General features: G+C 60.4%; 15 protein-coding genes and 1 tRNA gene. 10 read left to right on the plus strand and 6 right to left on the minus strand.

Going from position 1 to position 19,406, the window contains the following annotated elements; genetic code table 11:
- Positions 1 to 50 precede the first annotated feature (50 nt).
- The 3 genes from ABRP86_RS04025 to ABRP86_RS04035 form a co-directional block, all read right to left on the minus strand.
- Positions 51 to 860 carry a DUF6542 domain-containing protein gene (locus ABRP86_RS04025; RefSeq protein WP_349862609.1) on the minus strand — a complete coding sequence of 270 codons (810 nt, stop codon included), beginning with the start codon at positions 858 to 860 and terminating at the stop codon, positions 51 to 53.
- A 65-nt stretch (positions 861 to 925) separates the two neighbouring features.
- Positions 926 to 1,996: a DNA recombination protein RmuC gene (locus tag ABRP86_RS04030; protein ID WP_239267938.1), complete on the minus strand. Its 1,071-nt coding sequence runs from the start codon at positions 1,994 to 1,996 to the stop codon at positions 926 to 928.
- A gap of 36 nt (positions 1,997 to 2,032) precedes the next feature.
- Positions 2,033 to 3,520, minus strand: coding sequence for an AI-2E family transporter (locus ABRP86_RS04035; RefSeq protein WP_239267992.1), 1,488 nt, complete (start codon positions 3,518 to 3,520; stop codon positions 2,033 to 2,035).
- Between the two features lie 29 nt (positions 3,521 to 3,549).
- On the opposite strand from ABRP86_RS04035, the gene ychF reads away from it, so the two are divergent.
- The 3 genes from ychF (at position 3,550) to ABRP86_RS04050 (ending at position 6,492) form a co-directional block, all read left to right on the plus strand.
- Positions 3,550 to 4,635 (plus strand): redox-regulated ATPase YchF, encoded by a 1,086-nt coding sequence (gene ychF, locus ABRP86_RS04040; RefSeq protein ID WP_239267936.1) that lies wholly within the window; start codon positions 3,550 to 3,552, stop codon positions 4,633 to 4,635.
- 98 nt (positions 4,636 to 4,733) lie between these two features.
- Positions 4,734 to 5,267, plus strand: a complete 534-nt coding sequence (locus ABRP86_RS04045; protein ID WP_239267934.1) for a type 1 glutamine amidotransferase domain-containing protein — start codon at positions 4,734 to 4,736, stop codon at positions 5,265 to 5,267.
- Positions 5,268 to 5,577: 310 nt separating this feature from the next.
- Positions 5,578 to 6,492 (plus strand): cation diffusion facilitator family transporter, encoded by a 915-nt coding sequence (locus ABRP86_RS04050; RefSeq protein ID WP_502880301.1) that lies wholly within the window; start codon positions 5,578 to 5,580, stop codon positions 6,490 to 6,492.
- Positions 6,493 to 6,537: 45 nt separating this feature from the next.
- On the opposite strand, the gene ABRP86_RS04055 is transcribed toward ABRP86_RS04050, so the two are convergent.
- Positions 6,538 to 7,899, minus strand: a complete 1,362-nt coding sequence (locus ABRP86_RS04055; RefSeq protein WP_239275744.1) for a dicarboxylate/amino acid:cation symporter — start codon at positions 7,897 to 7,899, stop codon at positions 6,538 to 6,540.
- Between the two features lie 506 nt (positions 7,900 to 8,405).
- Here ABRP86_RS04055 and pcp point away from each other — a divergent pair.
- Genes pcp through nrfD form a run of 4 tightly spaced genes read left to right on the plus strand, consistent with a single transcriptional unit; the run spans position 8,406 to position 14,496 of the window.
- Entirely contained in the window at positions 8,406 to 9,002 is a 597-nt protein-coding gene (gene pcp, locus ABRP86_RS04060; protein ID WP_239267931.1) for a pyroglutamyl-peptidase I, read from the plus strand.
- 47 nt (positions 9,003 to 9,049) lie between these two features.
- Positions 9,050 to 12,325 (plus strand): formate dehydrogenase-N subunit alpha, encoded by a 3,276-nt coding sequence (fdnG, locus tag ABRP86_RS04065; protein ID WP_239267930.1) that lies wholly within the window; start codon positions 9,050 to 9,052, stop codon positions 12,323 to 12,325.
- Positions 12,326 to 13,384 carry a 4Fe-4S dicluster domain-containing protein gene (locus tag ABRP86_RS04070; RefSeq protein WP_239275746.1) on the plus strand — a complete coding sequence of 353 codons (1,059 nt, stop codon included), beginning with the start codon at positions 12,326 to 12,328 and terminating at the stop codon, positions 13,382 to 13,384.
- Positions 13,381 to 14,496 (plus strand): NrfD/PsrC family molybdoenzyme membrane anchor subunit, encoded by a 1,116-nt coding sequence (gene nrfD / locus ABRP86_RS04075; protein ID WP_239275748.1) that lies wholly within the window; start codon positions 13,381 to 13,383, stop codon positions 14,494 to 14,496. Before ABRP86_RS04070 ends, nrfD begins: the two co-directional genes overlap by 4 nt.
- Before the next feature lie 16 nt (positions 14,497 to 14,512).
- On the opposite strand, the gene ABRP86_RS04080 is transcribed toward nrfD, so the two are convergent.
- Together ABRP86_RS04080 and selD are read right to left on the minus strand one after the other, a co-directional pair.
- Positions 14,513 to 15,094, minus strand: coding sequence for a hypothetical protein (locus ABRP86_RS04080; RefSeq protein ID WP_239267925.1), 582 nt, complete (start codon positions 15,092 to 15,094; stop codon positions 14,513 to 14,515).
- 1 nt (position 15,095) lies between these two features.
- Positions 15,096 to 16,085 carry a selenide, water dikinase SelD gene (gene selD / locus ABRP86_RS04085; RefSeq protein WP_349862614.1) on the minus strand — a complete coding sequence of 330 codons (990 nt, stop codon included), beginning with the start codon at positions 16,083 to 16,085 and terminating at the stop codon, positions 15,096 to 15,098.
- 76 nt (positions 16,086 to 16,161) lie between these two features.
- Here selD and ABRP86_RS04090 point away from each other — a divergent pair.
- From ABRP86_RS04090 to selB, 3 genes are all read left to right on the plus strand, one after another.
- A tRNA-Sec gene (locus ABRP86_RS04090) sits at positions 16,162 to 16,256 on the plus strand.
- 23 nt (positions 16,257 to 16,279) lie between these two features.
- Positions 16,280 to 17,608: an L-seryl-tRNA(Sec) selenium transferase gene (gene selA, locus ABRP86_RS04095; RefSeq protein ID WP_349862616.1), complete on the plus strand. Its 1,329-nt coding sequence runs from the start codon at positions 16,280 to 16,282 to the stop codon at positions 17,606 to 17,608.
- Complete coding sequence (selB, locus tag ABRP86_RS04100; protein ID WP_349862618.1) at positions 17,609 to 19,393, plus strand: selenocysteine-specific translation elongation factor; 1,785 nt, start codon at positions 17,609 to 17,611, stop codon at positions 19,391 to 19,393.
- The last annotated feature ends 13 nt before the right edge of the window (positions 19,394 to 19,406 follow it).

The following is a 19,406-nucleotide window of genomic DNA, read 5'->3' on the forward strand; positions in this document are numbered from 1 at the left end:
AACCGTGAGCCTGGTGGCCTCTTAAAGAGTGCCGGGGCTCACGGTTTAGTTTATTCGTAGAGGTTATCGTCCCAACGCTGCTTCTTGGCAGTGTCTTTTGTCGAGGAAGCGGGATCTGGTTCGGGGGTCGGTGGTATCACGTCCCCTGCGCGCCGGTGCGGATCCGGTTGCAAGCGATTTTCGCGTTCCGCCTGTTGCTCGCGGCGGCGCTCTTCTCGGTCGCGACCGCGGATGCGGTCCTGCGGCTTCCGCGGAGGTTGCACCTGTGCGTGCGACCTGCGGCGGGAGGCGCGTGGGGAGGGGGCCTGCGGGTTTTCGGATCTATTGCGCGCCATGAGTTCCGCCACGGAAAGCCGTTCAGCGCGGTTCTGGCGATCCCGCTTCATGTCCGCGCGCCGCGCGACCTTTTGCTGATTCACAGCACGTTGGGCGGCCTTGCGGAAGCGCATCCAGCGCAAGACGCCGATTGCGGTCGCGCCGAGAACCGCGATAAGCAACCACAGGAAGTTCTGGACCAGCGGATACACGGAGGTCAGCAGGGACGTTTTAGAAAAACTGGTGCCTTCCGGAGCATTGGACTTGGTGATGAAGATTCCCGCCGTCACCACGGTTACCGCGTACAAAATGGGGATGGACGCGATGGACAGGAATAATCCCCGCTCCTCAACGATGAGCGCTATGAGCAGGGAGCTGATGATGAGAAAGGCAAAGTACATCCAGCCTATGGAGCCGGCAAGAATGGAAATCAATGCGCCGGTGAGCAAAAGTGCCGCCAATAGCCCAAGGCCCTTCAGCAGCGAGATGCTCGGCATGCTCAGGCTTTGCGCGGCGGTAGGCTTTCGTTGTTTGGCTAGTGACACGTCGCAAAATCCTACCGTCTGGCGCGGGCCAATGGCTATATCCACGCAGTAAAACTGCCTAGATTTTAAGAAGAATTTGTCCCGCGCGGCCACGTATCAATGGGGGAGGGCTCGCGCGGCGCTCTGTTCGTGCGGCCGGGAATCTCCATTTCGTGCAGCTTGCGGGCGGTCACGCCCACGCGCGAATCAAGCGAGGAGAGCGTGGAATTATAGGCTTCTACTGCCTTTTCGAGTCCTTGGCCCACCTTGCCATAGTGCTCCGAAAGGGTATTGAGCCGCGAATAGAGCTCACGTCCCAAGCGTTGGACTTCTTTTGCCTTGGCGGAAATATCTTCCTGGTGCCACCCCATAGCTACCGTGCGCAAGAGCGCGAAGAGTGAGCTCGGGGTCGCGATGACGACGTTGCGTTCAAAACCGAATTCGATGAGCTCAGGATCGACCGATAACGCAGCATCGAGGAAAGGATCCGCGGGTACGAAGAGCACCACGAATTCCGGGGTGGGTTGGAAGGCCTCAATATAGTCTTTGTGGGATAGCGCCTGGATGTGACTGCGCAGCTGATGCGCGTGGCGGCGCAGGTAGCCGGTGTGTTCTTCTGGATCGTCGGTTTCTAGCGCATCGAGGTATGAAGAGAACGGAACCTTGGCATCGACGATGATATGCCTGCCACCGGCCAAGTTGATGAGCATATCTGGGCGCACGATGCGGCCGTTTAAGGGGGCAGAGACTTGGGAATCGAAGTCCACGTGCCGTCTCATGCCGCCGAGTTCGACGACGCGCTCTAGCTGGATCTCGCCCCATCGCCCGCGCACATTGGGCGAGCGGAGGGCCGTAACGAGCTGATCCGTGCGCTCCGTGAGTTGGGACGAGGTGCGGGTCACCGCCTGCACTTGGCTGGACAGGGAGGCTAAGTGGGCGGTGCGGTCTTCTTCCAGTTCTTGTAGCTGGAATCCGAGCCTATCCATGGCCTTTTCTAGCGGTTGCAGCTCGGCCTGGCGGCGTTGGGATTCTTGCAGCGCCCGGTGCTCCTCGCTCGGCGCGGAGCGGGAAGCGGAATGAGAGTGGGCCAGCCATCCCAGAACGGCACCCAGTAGGAGACCGATAAACAGCAGCAGCATGGGCAAAGTGGATGTCATGGAATCCACTATGACACGTGCTGCCGACACGGCACACTATTTATTCGAATCTCCGTTCAAAAGATTTTCGAAGGCATCCCGCGCGCGGCGCAGGTTGGAGCGCATGCTTGGCTCGTCATAGTCCTCCGGGGTGGAATCGACATCGACGGAGTCATCGAGCGTGGTGGAGTCGCCATCGGAAGCCGCATCGGCGCCGGCGATATCGGGGCTGGCGTGTTCTGGAACATTGCGCCATTGCTCGCGCTTGTATTGCGCTTGCTCTTCGGTATAGCGGCCGATGAGATAGCCCGCGACGGTGGAGTAGTTGAGCTCGGAGGAGTGTTTTTCCCCGGACTGCAGCTTCATCATGTCCTGCACGTAGCGATAGGCAACCGCGATCATGGCGGCGGTCGGCACGGCCAGGAATCCACCGATGAGTCCAAAGAGCGCGGAGCCGACGATGACGGAGACCAAAACGATAACTGGGTGCAGGTTCATGGCCTTTGCCTGCAGCCACGGCGAGAGTACATTGCCTTCAAGCTGCTGGACCAAAATAACGAGGCCCAAGACCAACAGTGCTTGGGTAAAGCCCAAAGATACCAAGGCGATAACCACTGCGAGCGCGCCAGAGACAATGGCGCCGACGAACGGGATGAAGCCGGCGATGAAGGTAATGATCGCCAGGGCCATCGCCAAGGGCACGCCGATAAGCACGAGGCCGAGGCCGATAAAGATGGCATCGATAAGCGAGACCACTGCCTGCGCCCGAATGAATCCGCCCAGGGTATTCCAGGCGCGCGTGAGCAATTCCGTGAGGTGCCAGCCGGCGCGCCGGCCGGTGGCATCGCGCAGCCACGGCAGGAATTTGGTGCCGTCTTTCAGGAAGAAGAAGGTGAGCACCAAGACGATGAACACCGTGACGAAAAATGAGGTGGCATTGCCGATGCCCGTAAATACGGACCCGGCGATAACGCCCGCACGCTCCTGCAACCAGCCTGCGGCCTCGTCGATATAGGTGCTCATATCGTCGCTATCGAGGTTCAAGGGTGGGCCCTGGGCCCACACCTGGAGCTGCTGGATGCCGGAGACCGTTTGCAGGTAGAGCGACTGGGATTGCCGCATGAAATCCGGCGCCACCGAGGCGATGAGCCCACCGACGGCGGCCGAGGAGATAAGGATCGTCACAATCGCCGCCAGGCCTGCAGGCAGTCCTTTTGTTCGCATCCAACGCGCCATGGGGTGAAGCACGGTACAGATAATAAGGGCCAAGAGCACCGGCAGGATGCCCTGCCAGAAGCTACCCAAGACGTGATAGATCGCAAAAAGGAAAACGCCGATGATTAGCAGGCGCACGGCCCACAGGGAGGTCGACTTCACCATTTCGCCCGCGATGACGGAGCGATCGACCTGATTGCCCGGGGGATGCGGCGATACATCGTCCAATTGGCTGGTGTCGAAGTCACCGTCCATTTTATCGCCCGGGCTTGCCTGCGGCTTTTCGGGTGTTGGTTGCTTATCAGAACTCACCCCACCATCTTGCCTTATAACGCGGTAGGTGCGTTAGGATTAGCCCCGTGAGTCTTACACTAGGAATCGTCGGCTTGCCCAATGTGGGCAAGTCCACTTTGTTTAATGCCCTGACCCGTTCCGAAATCTTGGCGGCCAACTACCCATTCGCCACCATCGAGCCCAACGTCGGCTTGGTGGAGCTGCCGGATCCCCGTTTGGACACCCTCGCTAAGATGTTCAACTCCGAGCGCATCTTGCCGGCGACCGTGTCCTTCGTGGATATTGCCGGCATCGTCGCAGGTGCCTCGCAGGGCGAGGGTATGGGTAACGCCTTCCTAGCTAATATCCGCGAGGCCGACGCTATCTGCCAGGTGGTCCGCGCCTTTTCTGATGACAATGTCATCCACGTCGATGGCCGGGTAGATCCCGGCAACGACATTTCCGTTATTAATACAGAGCTGATTCTGGCGGATCTGCAGACCATCGAGAAGGCCCTGCCGCGCCTAGAAAAAGATGCCCGGAAGAATAAGGACCTGGCACCTGTGGTGGAGGCAACCAAGAAGGCGCAGGAAATCCTGGAGGATGACCGCACCCTCTTCGCCGCCGCCAAGTCCGGCGAGATTGATCTTTCCCTCGTGCGCGAGCTGCACCTGATGACGGCTAAGCCCTTCCTCTACGTCTTTAACTCGGATGAGGCTGTGCTTACCGATGCCGCCAAGAAGGACGAACTGCGCCAGCTCGTCGCCCCAGCAGATTGCGTCTTCCTCGATGCACAAACCGAGTCCGAGCTCTTGGAGCTGGATGAGGACGAGGCAAGCGAGTTGCTCGAGGCAGTAGGCCAAGAAGAGCCCGGCTTGGCTACCTTGGCCAAGGCCGGATTCTCCACCTTGGGACTGCAGACCTACCTCACCGCTGGTGAAAAGGAAGCCCGCGCGTGGACCATTAAACAAGGCGCTGCCGCCCCTCAAGCCGCCGGTGTTATTCATACCGACTTTGAAAAGAAGTTCATCAAGGCGGAAATCGTCTCCTTTGACGATCTCGTTGCCGCCGGCTCCATGGCCGAGGCGCGCGCCAACGGCAAGGTCCGCCAAGAAGGCAAAGACTACATCATGCACGATGGCGACGTGTGTGACTTCAAGATCGGTGGCTAAATCCTAGCTTGTTGCAGGTCGCGAAAGTAAACGTGGCGAGTGCGCGAATGTAGAGTTATCCTATTTGCGTACCCAACAACAATAAGGAGGTCATAATAATGGATGAGCTAGAAAACAAGACGATTGCAATCATTGCTACCAATGACTTTGAAGACTCCGAACTGACCTCTCCGCTAGAGGCCGTGCAGAAGGCTGGCGCTACCGTGAAGGTTCTGGCGCCTAAGGCTGGCACCATTACGGGCAAGAACGGTACCGAGATTAACGTTGATGCTACGACCAAGGACTCCGAGGGTGAGACCTTCGACGGCATCATCTTGCCTGGCGGCACCAATAACGCTGACCTCATCCGCTTGGACGAGGCAGCCGTTAGCATCGTGCGTAAGCACATGGGCGAGGACCGCCCCTTGGGCGCCATCTGCCATGGCGGTTGGATCCTAGCCGATGCAGATGCACTCAAGGGCCGTACCTTGACGTCCTTCCCGTCCCTGCAAACCGATCTCCGCAACGCAGGTGCTACCTGGGTTGACGAGGAGGTCCACTGCGACCAGGGCTTGGTCTCCTCCCGTACCCCGGACGACCTGCCTGCATTCAACGCTAAGTTGGTCGAAGAGTTCGCAGAGGGTCAGCACTAAATTAGGCTAGAGCCTTAATTACTCCCTACGAGCCAGATGGTGAGAAACCTTCTGGTTCGTAGGGAGATTTTTCGTCTATAGCGGCATCTTTAAACTCGCTAGGGCGGATCAAGGATTTGGTTGAATGTTTAAGGATTCTCGCCGTCTGCTAACCTATGAACCCAGAAGGGGAGTAGTTCCTACGGTGCCCACCCGCGCCGCGATGACTGGTCGACACACTGGCTTAATAGCCCGGCCACTCAGCATCGATGCATCGATGCGAACGAGACCTTCGGACTGATTCTGGTTGCCGAAGGGAGAGTAGTGGACCTTGTCTTCTTTAAGTACTGAGCAGCGTATTTTAGAGCGCTTTATGATGTTGTCCATCGCCGCGGCGGTGGCGACAATTGTCCTGAAATCCCTGGCGGCGTGGCTGACGGGCTCGGTTGGTTTCTTCTCTGATGCCCTCGAATCCCTCGTGAACCTCGTGGCAGCCATCGCTGGCTATTGCGCTTTGCGCATTGCCGCTAAGCCTGCCGATGATAATCACCACTTTGGCCACGGCAAGGCGGAGTATATTTCTGCGTTGGTAGAAGGGGCGATGATCTTCCTCGCAGCGGGGGCCATCATCTACACCGCAGTCCAACGCCTTTTTACTCCCCAGCCCGTTGAAGAAGGCGGTTGGGGCTTAGCGCTGTCGCTCTTGTCCTCGTTGCTCAATCTGGGCGTCGGTTTGGCCCTGATTAAGGCGGGCAAGCGTTACCGGTCTGCGACGCTAAATGCGGATGGGCACCACCTGATTACGGATGTGTGGACCTCCGCCGGCGTCCTCGCGGGCATGGCTGCGGTGTATCTCACGGGCTGGTTGTGGCTCGATGCGCTTGTGGCCTTGGCCGTTGGCATCAATATCTTGTGGACTGGATTTAAGATTTTGCGCGATTCTGTCAGCAGCCTGCTTTCTGAGGCCCTTCCGCAAGAAGAACAAGATCAAATTTGGGATCTTTTAGCTGAACTGGAAAAAGATAAGTCCGTGACTTTTACGGATCGGCGCACGGTAGCCTCTGGCAGGCAAAGAATGGTCTATCTGACCATGGAGGTGCCGGCGGACTGGAGCGTGCTCTACTCGCACGAGATTGCCGATGACGTAGAAGTCGCCCTCGACGAGCTTTTCGCCGGATGCAGCGTATTTATCCACGTGGAGCCAGCCGGCGTTGCGCATCGCCGCCCACTTCCATTCCGGCAATAAATAAAGGCCCAAGGCGTACTGCCCTGAGCCTTCATTCGCGTTTTATTAAGCCTTAACGCTTACTTCCTCGTCGGAGTCTTCCTCCATGATGTGCTTGACGCCATTTTCGGCTTCATCCCACACTTCTTGGTTCTGGATGCCTGCACGCTTGGCGACGACCGTCGCGCACAATGCCTGACCCGTGACGTTCAGCGCCGTACGCCCCATATCAATGATGGGCTCAATGGCCAGCAGTAAACCGACGCCGGCCAATGGCAGGCCCAGAGTGGACAGGGTCAGCGTGAGCATAACCGTTGCGCCGGTAGTACCTGCGGTAGCCGCAGAACCAATGACGGAGACGAAGATGATGAGCAGGTACTGCGTGAGGTCTAGGTCCACGCCATAGAATTGCGCAACGAAGATCGCGGCAACAGCAGGGTAGACGGAGGCGCAGCCATCCATCTTCGTAGTAGCGCCGAGCGGCACTGCAAAGGACGCATACTCGGTGGGAACGCCCAAGGCGCGTTCGCTGAAGCGTTGCGTTGCGGGCATAACACCCATGGAAGAACGGGTGACAAAGCCCAAGGACGTTACCGGCCAGATGCGCTTGTAGAATCCCTTGACCGGAATATTGTTAAACTTCAGCACTGCGGGGTAGACCACGGCGAAGACGAGGGCCAGACCCACATACATTGCCAGAACGAACTTGCCGAGAGAGCCAAGTGCATCCCAACCGTAGGTAGCAACGGCCTTACCGATAAGCGCTGCGGTACCAATCGGAGCCAGGCGGATGATCCACCACAGGACTTTCTGGATGACCTTGAGGAAGGACTCCGTAAAGTGCAGGAAGGGATCGGCTGCCTTACCAGTCTGTACGGCGGCGATGCCAATGGCCAAGGAAATAACCAGCAACTGGAGTGCACCGAAGTTCAGGGACACCTCGCCATCGCTGGCAGAGGCCGTAAGTCCAATGAAGTTTTGTGGCAGCAGCTGCTCAAAAAAGGCAGTCCATGAACCAACGCTAGACGGATCCCCCGCAGTGGATGCATCGACGCTCGTGCCAGCACCGGGCTTCAAGACTAATGCCACGACGATGCCCACGAGGACGGAGAAGAACGCCGTAATGGCGAACCACACCAAAGTAGAAATGGCCAGTGACGCTGCATTGGCAACCTTGCGCAGGTTGGCCACCGAGGTGACCACTGCGGCGAAGATGAGCGGCGGAACCATGACCTTCAATAGTTGGACATAGGCGCCACCAACACCGCTGAGCAGGCTGGTCAGCCACCCTGGATTATCTGGATCGGTATCCATTCCAGATGCAATCAGTCCCAGGATGAGGCCGATGATAAGGCCCGCAATGACTTGCGCGCCAAACCCCGTTGCCCAGCTAGGCAGCTTGGGGCGAGAGGAAACTTTTTGTGTCATAGAACGTCCTTTAAAAATAAAATGAACAGGTCTGACTATTTGTTGAGTACGGTTCTGTTCAACTTCAACTAGTTTCACTTTATTCCACACGTCAAACCGCAAAGAAAAAGGGTCTCGTTTGCAGCAGGGGAATCGCTAAGACTGCTCTGCAGACAAAGCAGTTCAGTACCTACTCTCGCTTTCGCCTTCAGCCGCGACCTCTATCCTCGCCCGTTATCCCCTCATCCTGCAGACCCGCCCTTCGCGCTCACCGCGAAAGTCGGATGGCCCGATTGAGAGCTTCCCGGTGAGCGCGAAGGGCGGCGGGGCGATTCATAAGGTGTTCGATCGAACACGCTGTTCGCCCGCTCGAATTCGTTCACTTCACCTTCGCGCTCACCGCGAGCACGGTGCCCCGCTAAAGACCGCCGCCCGTGAGCGCGAAGGTCGGTTGTGCACCACGAGGAAACTAAGAGAACAGCGCTGAATCAATGCAGCGGGGCACCGTCAGCTGTCATACTGGAATGATGAAGATTCTGGTAACTGCTTTTGATGCCTTTGGTGGCGAAGAAATTAACCCTACGGAACGCGCGCTGGATAAGCTGCCGGACGAAATTGGCGGAGCGCAGATTATTAAGCACCCTGTGCCAACAGTGTTCGGTGAAGCACTGAAGCAAGCGATTGCTGTGGCCGAGGAAGAAGACGTGGACGCGGTGGTCTGCCTGGGGCAAGCCGCTGGGCGCGGCCATATCACTCCGGAACGAGTAGGTATCAACTTGGCGGATGCCTCCATTCCGGATAATGCAGGAAATCAGCCAAGCGATGAGTCAGTGGTTGAAGGTGGCCCTGCCGCGTACTTTTCTACCCTGCCGGTTAAGGCAATGGTCACAGCGATTCAGGAGGCGGAGATTCCGGCACGGGTCTCGACTACCGCGGGAACATTCGTCTGCAACCATCTGCTCTACGGCCTGTTGCACCATTTCAAAGATACGCAGGTAAAGGCAGGCTTTATCCATGTTCCGTTTATTAAGGAGCAGGCTAAAGAAAACAGCCCGATGCTGGAGCTCGCGGACGTCGTGCGGGGAGTGGAATGCGCGATTAGCGCAGTGGCGAAAAATGCTTAGGGTCGCCTTGCTAGAGAATTTTTCCGCCCAAATATAGATTTAAAGTCATGTCTCGCTTAAGTCCTCTCAACTGGCCGGTCGTGCGCCAGCTGCGTAGCGGCGATCCCTTTGGCAGGGATATCAATACGCAATCAACCAAGAGTAAGGAAAAGCACGGGCGCACGGTAGAAGCTGACCGCGTGGTGCAATCCGTGTGCCCATATTGCGCGGTTGGTTGCGCCCAGCGCGTATACGTCAAAGATAACCGAGTCATCCAGATTGAGGGCGATCCGGATTCGCCGATTTCGCGCGGGCGTTTGTGCCCCAAGGGCTCGGCATCGGAGCAGTTGGTCAATTCCGCAACGCGATTGACCAAGATTAAGTACCGCGCACCGCACTCCACCGAGTGGCAGGAGCTGGATGAAGACACCGCGATGGACATGATCGCGGATCGTTTCTTGGAAGCACGCCGGAAGGGCTGGCAAGACACCGATGACTCGGGGCGGACTCTAAACCGCACGATGGGTGTCGCTGGACTTGGTGGCGCGACCTTGGATAATGAAGAAAACTACCTCATTAAGAAGCTTTTTACCGCTGCCGGTGCGGTGCAGCTCGAAAACCAGGCGCGCATATGACACTCCGCCACAGTTCCTAGTTTAGGAACTTCGTTTGGCCGCGGCGGCGCAACCCAACCGCTGCAGGATATGGCGAATGCTGATTGCATCGTCATCGAGGGTTCGAATATGGCCGAGTGCCACCCAGTGGGATTCCAGTGGGTCGTAGAAGCCAAAAAGCGTGGTGCCCGCATTATCCACGTGGATCCGCGGTATACGCGTACCTCTGCGTTCTCCAACCGCCACATTGGCATTCGCGGCGGTACCGACGTGGTGCTGCTAGGCGCGGTTATCAACCATATGCTCCAAAATGAGCTGTACTTCCGCGACTATGTCGTTGCATATACCAATGCGCCGATGATTATCTCGGAGGACTACCAGGACACCGAGGAACTGGACGGACTGTTTTCTGGCTATGATCCGGAAACCGGCACTTACGTGACCGATTCGTGGCAGTACGTGCAAAAGCCGGAAGGTTCCTCCTGGAATGTCGAGCGCGATGACACCCTGGAGCACCCGAATTCGGTCTTCCAGATTCTCAAGCGCCACTATGCGCGCTATACCCCTGAGCTGGTAGAAGAAACCTGCGGCATCGCGCAGGAAGACTTCTACTACCTAGCAGATTCCATTGCGCAGAACTCCGATCCGGAACACACCACGTGTTTCGCCTATGCCTTGGGCTTTACCCAACACACCTTGGGTGCGCAGTTCATCCGTACCGCTGCCATTTTGCAGCTTTTGATGGGCAATGTGGGCCGCCCGGGCTCGGGAATCATGGCCTTGCGCGGGCACGCCTCCATTCAGGGCTCTACCGATATCCCGACTCTCTTCCACTCCCTACCCGGCTACCTGCCCATGCCGAGCGTGGAAAAACAGACGTGGCCGGAATTTGTGGACGAGATCCGGGATGAGTCCCAAAAGGGCTTCTGGCAGATTGGCGAGAATTACGCCGTGTCCTTGATGAAGTCCTACTGGGGAGATGCGGCGACCAAGGAAAATAACTGGGGCTATGACCTCATGCCGCGCATTTCCGGCGCGCATTCTACCTACGAAACCCTGCAGGCCATGCTCAATGGTCAGGTGGAAGGCTACTTCGTCTTCGGCCAAAACCCGGCGGTGGCGCAGTCCAATGGTGGCATGCAGCGCCGTGGTTTGGCATCGCTGAAGTGGCTGGTTGTGCGCGATTTCCAGGAAATCGAAACCGCATCGTTCTGGAAGGACGCGCCGGAGATTAAAAACGGCGAGCTGAAGACGGAAGACATCGAAACCGAGGTCTTCTTGATGCCCGCTGCCACCCACGTGGAAAAGGCTGGTACCTTTACCCAGACGCAGCGCATGCTGCAGTGGCGCTTCCAAGCGGCACCGCCGCCAGGCGATGCCAAGAGCGAGCTGTGGTTCTTCTACCAGCTGGGTAAGAAGCTCAAGGAACGCCTGCGCGATTCCACTGATCCGCGCGATCTCCCGCTCCAGAAGGTGACGTGGGATTACGTGGAAAATGAGGAAGGCGAGCCGAACTCTGAGGACGTCCTCAAGGAGATCAACGGCTACTACCTGGATGGTCCACAGAAGGGCGAGCTTTTGCCCTCCTTCGTGGAGATGAAGAATGACGGCACGACTTCCGGCGGCTGCTGGATCTACACCGGCGTGTACAAGGATGGCGTCAACCAGTCCGCGCGCAAGGTCCCGGGTTCGGAGCAGAACGAGGTTGCGCCCGAGTGGGGCTGGGTCTGGCCTGCTAATCGCCGCATTTTGTATAACCGCGCTTCGGCCAAGCCGGATGGCACCCCGTGGTCCGAGCGCAAGAAGTACGTGTGGTGGGACGAGGCCCAGGGCAAGTGGGTAGGCGATGACGTCCCTGACTTCCCAGTGACGAAGTCGCCGGAGTACAAGGCTCCTGCCGATGCCGTCGGTCCAGACGCCCTCGATGGCACGGACGCCTTCATCATGCAGGCGGACGGTCGCGGCTGGCTCTTTGCGTCTTCCGGGCTTTCCGATGGCCCCCTGCCCACCCACTATGAGCCGCAGGAGTCCCCGGTTACGAACGTGCTGTATAAGCAGCAGCAATCGCCGACGCGCTTGACCATCAAACGCCCGGATAACCTGCAGCGCCCAGAACCGGGGATGCCCGGTGCGGAGGTGTTCCCGTTTGTATTTTCTACCTACCGCCTCACGGAGATGTACACCTCGGGCGCGATGTCGCGCCGCCTGCCCTATCTGGCGGAGCTGCAGCCGGGCCTATTCTGCGAGGTGGATAAAGACTTGGCCGCAAAGTGCGGCCTGGAAAATGGCGAGTGGGCGACGATTATCTCGCCGCGCGGTGTGATTGAGGCGCAGGTTTTGGTCACCGATCGCATGCAGATGCTGAAAATCAATGGGGAAGAATTCCACCAGATTGGCCTGCCCTTCCACTACGGCGAGTCCGAGACCACCGCTGTGGCAGGCGACGGCGCCAACGATCTCTTGGGCCTTACCCTCGAGCCGAATGTGTTCATTCAGAACTCGAAGATTGGTGCCTGCGATATCCAGCCGGGCCGCAGGCCGAGGGGAGAAGGCCGCTTGAAGCTGCTCAAGCAGTACCAAGAGCGGGCGCAGTTAAGTGTGGATTCCGGCAATGATTTGTTGTCGGTTCCGGACTCGTTTACCTATAACCCCGAGCCCGAAAAGCATAGCCAGTCTGGGGTAGAGAGTAGTGACGGCCAGACGGCAAGTAATGGCGAAGAAGGTAAGTAAATGACTAATCTACTGACCGAGGACGCGGGCCGGCACGGCTATGATTCCTACCGCCGCATGGCCTTTTTCACCGATACGTCCGTGTGCATCGGCTGCAAGGCCTGCGAGGTGGCGTGCAAGGAATGGAATCGCAACCCAGTAGAGGGATATGACGTCACCGGTGATTCCTATGACAACACCGGTGCCTTGGGTGCTAATACGTGGCGGCACGTAGCCTTTGTGGAACAAAACAATGACCGCATTGAGAAGGCGCGCGAAGAGGGAAAACAGCTTATTTCCCTGGGCATGCCCACCATCGGTGGAAAGCCGGACGAGGTCGATACCACTCCGCCGGATACGGATACGTTCCGGTGGTTGATGTCCTCGGATGTCTGCAAGCACTGCACGCATGCAGGGTGTTTGGACGTGTGCCCCACGGGCGCGCTCTTCCGCACCGAGTTTGGCACCGTGGTCGTCCAAGATGATGTGTGCAATGGCTGCGGAACCTGCGTGGCGGGGTGCCCCTTTGGCGTCATCGAACGCCGTGATGATGGTGGGGTGTCGCTGAAATACGATAAGACCGCGACCGTGGATTATCAGGATAATTCACACGCCGGCATCAATGTGCTGAAAAAGCTCAAGCAGCGCAAGCCCCAAGGCGCGGATCACACGCCGGGCGAGGCGATGCCGATTAAGAATGTGGGCGTCGCTCAGAAGTGCACCATGTGCTATGACCGCCTGAAACAGGGCGAGCAGCCGGCGTGCTCCAAGACGTGCCCCACCGATTCCATCCAATTCGGTACCTATGAGGACATGCTGGCCGCGGCGAGGGATCGTGTGCGCGCCCTGCACGAACAGGGCATAACGGAGGCGCGGCTCTATGGCGCCAATGATAACGATGGCGTGGGCGGAACCGGCTCTATCTTCTTATTGCTGGATTCGCCAGAGGTCTATGGCCTGCCGCCGGACCCGCGCGTGCCCACCGCGGATTTGCCGAGTATGTATAAGACCGCGGCCAAGGCCATCGGCGGGATGGCGCTGGCCGTGGCGGGTTCCTTTTTGATTGGAGGGCGCAAATGAGCGGTTTTGATGAGTACCGGCCACCGCAGCCGGAGCGGCCGAATCGCTACCGCAACTTCGATGGGCCGAAGCGCAAGAAGAAGCGCAAGCGCCCGGGTGCGGGTGCGCAGGATGGCTCCAAAGAGGAGCGGATGGCCGAAGACTTCGAGTTTTCTTCCTATTACGGCAGGCCGGTAGTCAAGGCCCCGCCGTGGGAGTGGCCCATCGGTGGGTATTTCTTCTTGGGCGGCATTGCCGGCGGTTCGGGCCTTCTCGCCACCGGTGCACAGGCCGCAGGCAACGCACCTTTGCGCCGGACCACGCGGGTAGCGGCCTTTGGCGCGGCGGCCGCCGGTTCGGTCTTTTTGATTTTGGATCTGGGCCGGCCGGAGCGCGCGTTGAATATGTTCCGCGTCTTCAAAGTGACCTCGCCGATGTCGCTCGGATCCTGGCTGCTTGCGGGCTTTTCCACCGCGGCGGCGATTCCGGCTGTGGTAGAGGTTGATAACGCGACCAAGCGGAAGCTGCCGCTGCCGAAGTGGCTACGCGCGAGCCTGGGCAAGGCCGCAACTCCGGCCGGGGTGATAACCGGCCTGCTCGGTGGCCCGCTAGCCGGATATACGGCGGTATTGCTGTCCAATACGTCCAACCCGGTGTGGAATGACATGAAGCGGCACCTGCCCTATGTCTTTGTATCCTCTGCCTCGGCAGCGGCCTCTGGCTTGGCCATGGTCACCACCCCGGTGAAATACGCCGGTCCCGCCCGCGCCTTGGGCATGGCGGCCGCGGCCAGCGATATCGCGGCGACGAAGGTGTTAGAACACAATATGGAGCAGGAGCCGCGCGAGGAATTGCATCGCGGCACGCCGGGAAAGCTCATGCGCGCCTCGGAGTACTTGATTGCCGCTGGCGGTGTGGGCAGCGCGGTGGCAGCAGCGACGAAGTCCCGCGCCGTATCCGTGGCTTCGGGCCTGGCCTTGATGGCCGGATCCGCGTGCACGCGCTTTGGCGTGCTCAACGCGGGCTTGGCGGCGGTCAAGAACCCGGCCACCACGATGGGTCCGCAGAAGCGCCGCGCGGAGCGGCGCCGGCGCGAGCAGGGGCTTGCCACCGACGTACTCAGCGCAGGCTAGCGAGGACTGGCCAGGCTTAGTCGAGGTTGGCGAAGGAATCGGCGAGTTCTTCACCGATCTCCTGCATGCGCGATTGCTCGGCCTCTAAGGACTCGGAATCGCGGTGGAGGTAATAATTGACGGCCGCGTCATGGACCGTGGTCACGCAGGTGGTCGAGATGGCATCCTCAACCTCCCAGGCCGAGCAATAAAAATGCCGGTCCGCGGCGGTGAAATCGAATGGCTTGTACTCATTTCCCGCACGGCCTTGGGCGGCATTTTGCTTATCGATGTCCTCATTGACCAGCTGCAAGTAGCGCTCCGCCGCCGCATCAGGGTCATCGGGGCATACGGCCTCATTATCGGACTCGTATTTCGTGCCCAGCACGCTAACCTTCTCCGGCGAATCGCCGCCGTAGAGCACGGAGAAGGAGTCATCCTCATCGCTGGTGGAATCGGGATCCTGGTTAGCGCCTATGAGGGTGTCTGGCAGGGAAGTGCGCAGTTCCGATAATTCGATGGGCGAGCAGCTGCGGTTGGTGGTCTCGTCGGCGCAGGCGACAAGGCCCGCGCCGAGGGCGAGGGTGGCAAGGGGAAGGCTAAAAATGCGGTGATTCATCTTAGGAAATGGTGATGTAGGCATCGTTAGAAAGCGGCTTAGTGCGACCAATGACCGGGTAGCCCGGGACCTCGCCGATGATGAGGAGGCCGCCGGAGGTTTGGGCATCGGCAAGCAGCACTAGCTCTTCCTCCGAGAGGGAGGAGGGCTGCAGGTGTGGACGCACCCAATCCAGGTTGCGGCGCGAGCCGCCCGGGATGAAGCCCTCCGCGAGGGCGTCGGTGGCACCGTCCACAGTGGGCACGGCGGAAAAGTCCAGCTCGGCCGACGCCCCGGAGGCGCGGCACATCTTGTACAGGTGGCCGAGTAGCCCGAAGCCGGTGACATCGGTGGCCGCGCGCGCACCGGCGGCGACTGCATCCTGGGCGGCCTGGCGGTTGAGCGCGGTCATGGAATCGATGGCGGCCTGGGATACCTCGCCGGTGGCCTTGTGCTTATTATTCAAAATGCCCACGCCGATGGGCTTGGTCAGCGTAATGGGCAACCCGGCCTCAGCGGCATCGTTGCGCATGAGCTTAGCGGGATCGACGATGCCCGTCGCGGCCATGCCGTATAAGGGCTCCGGGGCGGTAATGGAGTGGCCGCCGGTAATGGAAATGCCTGCCTCAGTGGCCTTATCCATGCCGCCGCGCAGCACCTCGCGTAGGACGTCTAGGCCGAGCTTCTCATTGGGCCAGCCCACGAGGTTGATGGCGGTAATGGGGGTGCCACCCATGGCGTAGACATCAGATAGCGCATTGGCCGCGGCGATCTGGCCCCAGGTATAGGGATCATTGACCATGGGGGTGAAAAAGTCCGCGGTAGAAATCACGGCGACGCCGTTGTCGATCTTGACCGCTGCGGCATCATCGCCATCGTCGAGGCCGACCAAGACATTAGGATCGGCCTTGCCGATGAGCCCTTCTACCGCCGATTCCAATTCCCCGGCGGGAATCTTGCAGGCGCAGCCGCCACCGGCGGCGAAAGAGGTTAGATTAATCTGCTCCGTCATGGTGGTCATTTTACCCGCCGGAAAGTGGTGGGGCGGCGGCGGTGGGCCGCGCGCGGGATCTGTAAAGTAGCCAGGCGGAGGCGTACGTGTCCTGGTGGGCGCCCCGGTCTTCAAAACCGGTGAGGCCGAGCATCTCGGTCTGGCAGGTTCGATTCCTGTCCGTCTCCGCCAAAAGCGTGCAAGGAGGAAAACGAGTGCCGAGCCATAACGCTGGTCGCCCCGCGAATAATGCCCGTGATCCCCGCCGGAATTTACCCCGCATGGATGAGCTCTTGCGGCTCCCCGTGGTAGAAAGCGCGCGGCAGACACTCGCCGAACACGCCATCCGCGCCACGATTCAAGGCGTGCTCTCCGCCGCCCGCCGCGGGGAGGTACCCGTTACCGAGGTACAGGAAGAAATAGCGCGGCGCTTGGCTGACCACGGCACCCATTCCTTGCAGCCGGTCATCAACGCAACCGGCGTGATTATCCATACGAACTTGGGCCGCGCCCCGTTGCCTGATGCCGCACTCGACGCGCTGCAGGACGCAGCCGGATATACCGACGTGGAAATGGACCTAGACACCGGGCGGCGCTCGTCCCGGCGCGGTGCCGGTGCCACCCAGGCGCTTTTGGCGGCATGCCCCGGCGCGGAGGACGCGCTGGTGGTCAATAACGGTGCGGCGGCCTTATTGCTGGCCACGGCCGCGCTGGCCCCGGACAAAGAGGTCATCATCTCGCGCGGCGAGCTCATTGAAATCGGCGCGGGGTTCCGCCTGCCGGAGCTTATTGAATCCACCGCGACGCGCCTGCGCGAGGTGGGCGCGACCAACCGGACGCACCTGCACGATTATGAAGGCGCGCTGGGGGAGGAGACCGGCGCGATTTTGAAGGTGCACCCGTCCAATTTTCGGATAGAGGGGTTTAGCTCGTCGGTGGGCGTGGGCGAGCTGGCGCAGCTGGCGAAGAAGCAGGGTACACACCTCATCGTGGATCTCGGCTCGGGCTTGCTCACCCACGATCCGGTGCTGCCAGACGAGCCCGATATTCACGCGCAGCTGAAGGCCGGGGCGGATATCGTCATCGCTTCTGGCGATAAGCTTTTGGGCGGGCCGCAGGCCGGCATCTTATTGGGCACTAAGGACGCGATTGCGGCGGTGAAAAAGCACCCGTTGGCGCGGGCGGTGCGCATTGATAAGCTGCGGCTTAATGCCCTGGAGGCGGCTATCACGACGCCCGCCAATGCGGTGCAGCAGGCCCTCCACCTTGACCCGGCGCGCCACCGCGCGCGCACCGAGGCCATCGCCGCGGCGGTGGGTGGCGAGGTTGTTGACCACGCTGGCCGCGTGGGCGGGGGAGGAGCCCCCGAGTACCCGTTGCCCGGCGTCGCGGTATCCCTGCCGGAGGAACTTGCGCCAAAGCTGCGACGGCACACCCCGCCGGTGGTGGCGCGCCAGCACCAAGGCCGCTGCCTCATTGACGTGCGCTGCGTGCCTGAAGCTCAGGACGAGGTGCTCATCGCGGCTATCCGGGCGGTGATGTAGGTGTACGTCATCGCGACCGCCGGCCACGTCGACCACGGCAAATCCAGCCTGGTGCGCGCCTTAACGGACATGGATCCGGATAGGTGGGCCGAGGAAAAGCGCCGCGGGCTGACCATTGACTTAGGCTTTGTGTGGACGTCGCTGCCTTCCGGTGCGGACGTGGCCTTTGTCGATGTCCCCGGCCACGAAAAGTTCTTTGGCAATATGCTCGCCGGGGTGGGGCCTGCCTCCGTGGTGCTCTTCGTGGTTGCCGCGGACGAGGGCTGGCAGGCCCAATCCACCGACCACCGCGAGGCGCTGCACGCGCTGGGCATCGAGCACGGCATTATCGCCCTGACCCGCAGCGACCGCGCCGATGAAAAGCGCCGCGCGGAGGTCACCGCCCAGGTGCGCACGCAGTTTTCTGCCACGCCGCTTGCCGATGCCCCCATTATCCCCGTCTCCTCCCACACCGGCGAGGGCCTGGCGGATCTTGGCGGGGCGCTCGATGACTTGGTGGCCCGCGTGCCCGCACCCGACACAGACGCCCCGGTGCGCCTGTGGATCGACCGCGCCTTTAGCGTCAAGGGCGCGGGAACCGTGGTGACCGGGACGCTGAGTGCTGGCACGCTGCGCACCGGCGATGCCCTGGTGCTCTCCACCGCGGCAGGGGACAACCGCGTGGAGATCCGCGGCCTGCATAGCGAAAATACCGAGCAGGAATCCTTGGGCCCCGTAACACGTGCCGCGGTCAACCTGCGCGGGGTCGATGCCACCGATATACACCGCGGTGACCTGCTGCTGAGCCCCGATGCGTGGCGCGGCGTCGATACCGTGGACGTCCACCGCACTTTTGGCACCGCGCTTGATGAACTGCCCGATAACCTCGTGGTCCACTGCGGTACCGCCGGGATAGAAGCGCACCTGCGGCCGCTGTCAGCGGGCTTTTCCCGCCTGCGCCTATCGCGCGCTTTGCCGCTGGTCATCCTGGACCGCCTAGTGATCCGCAGCCCCGGCGGCCGCCATGTCAGCGCCGGCGTAGAGGTCATCGACGTGCGCCCGCCGGAGCTCGACCGCCGCGGTGCCGCCCGCAAGCGGGCTAACGCACTGGCTGAGCTAAGCTCCTTTCGCAATCCTTTCTCCTACCTGAAGCGCGTGGGCTATGCCCGGCGCGCGGACCTGGCACTCGATGGTTATGACACCGACGCTACGCCGACGGGCATCATTAACTTCCACCAGTGGTGGATTGCCGCCAGCCAGGTAACGCGCTGGAAAGAAGCTCTGACTACCGCGCTGCAGGAACACGCTGCGGCTAATCCGCTCGCACCCGGCATGCCGCGCAAGGCGGCACTCGATGCCTTGGATCTCAAGGAAGAAGGGCTGCTGCGCCTAGCAGTAGCCGCCGCGCACGCGGAGGAATCCGAAGGGCTTATCCGCCTGCCCGGCCACAGCGTGGATCTCGGCGCCGCCGAGCCCGCCGTGACTGAGCTGGAGCGCAGGTTAAATAAAGATCCCTTCGCGGCACCAGAGGCGCACGAACTTAAAGAGCTGGGGCTGAGCGAAAAAGAACTGGCCGCCGCTGAGCGCGCCGGGCGCCTGCTACGCCTGAAAGACGGCATCATCCTCTTACCAGGCGCGTCGGGCAAAGCGCGGGAGCTCCTAGTAGAACTCGAGCAGCCCTTCACCCTGTCCGCCGCGCGGCAGGCGCTGGGGACCACCCGCCGGGTGGCCATCCCGCTGCTGGAATACCTCGATGCCCATGGTATTACCCGCCGCGGCGAGGGCGGCAAGCGCACCTTGCGCTAAGCAGAGGCGGCCG

This window comes from Corynebacterium sp. KPL3927, assembly GCF_040225835.1.
Classification (GTDB): domain Bacteria; phylum Actinomycetota; class Actinomycetes; order Mycobacteriales; family Mycobacteriaceae; genus Corynebacterium.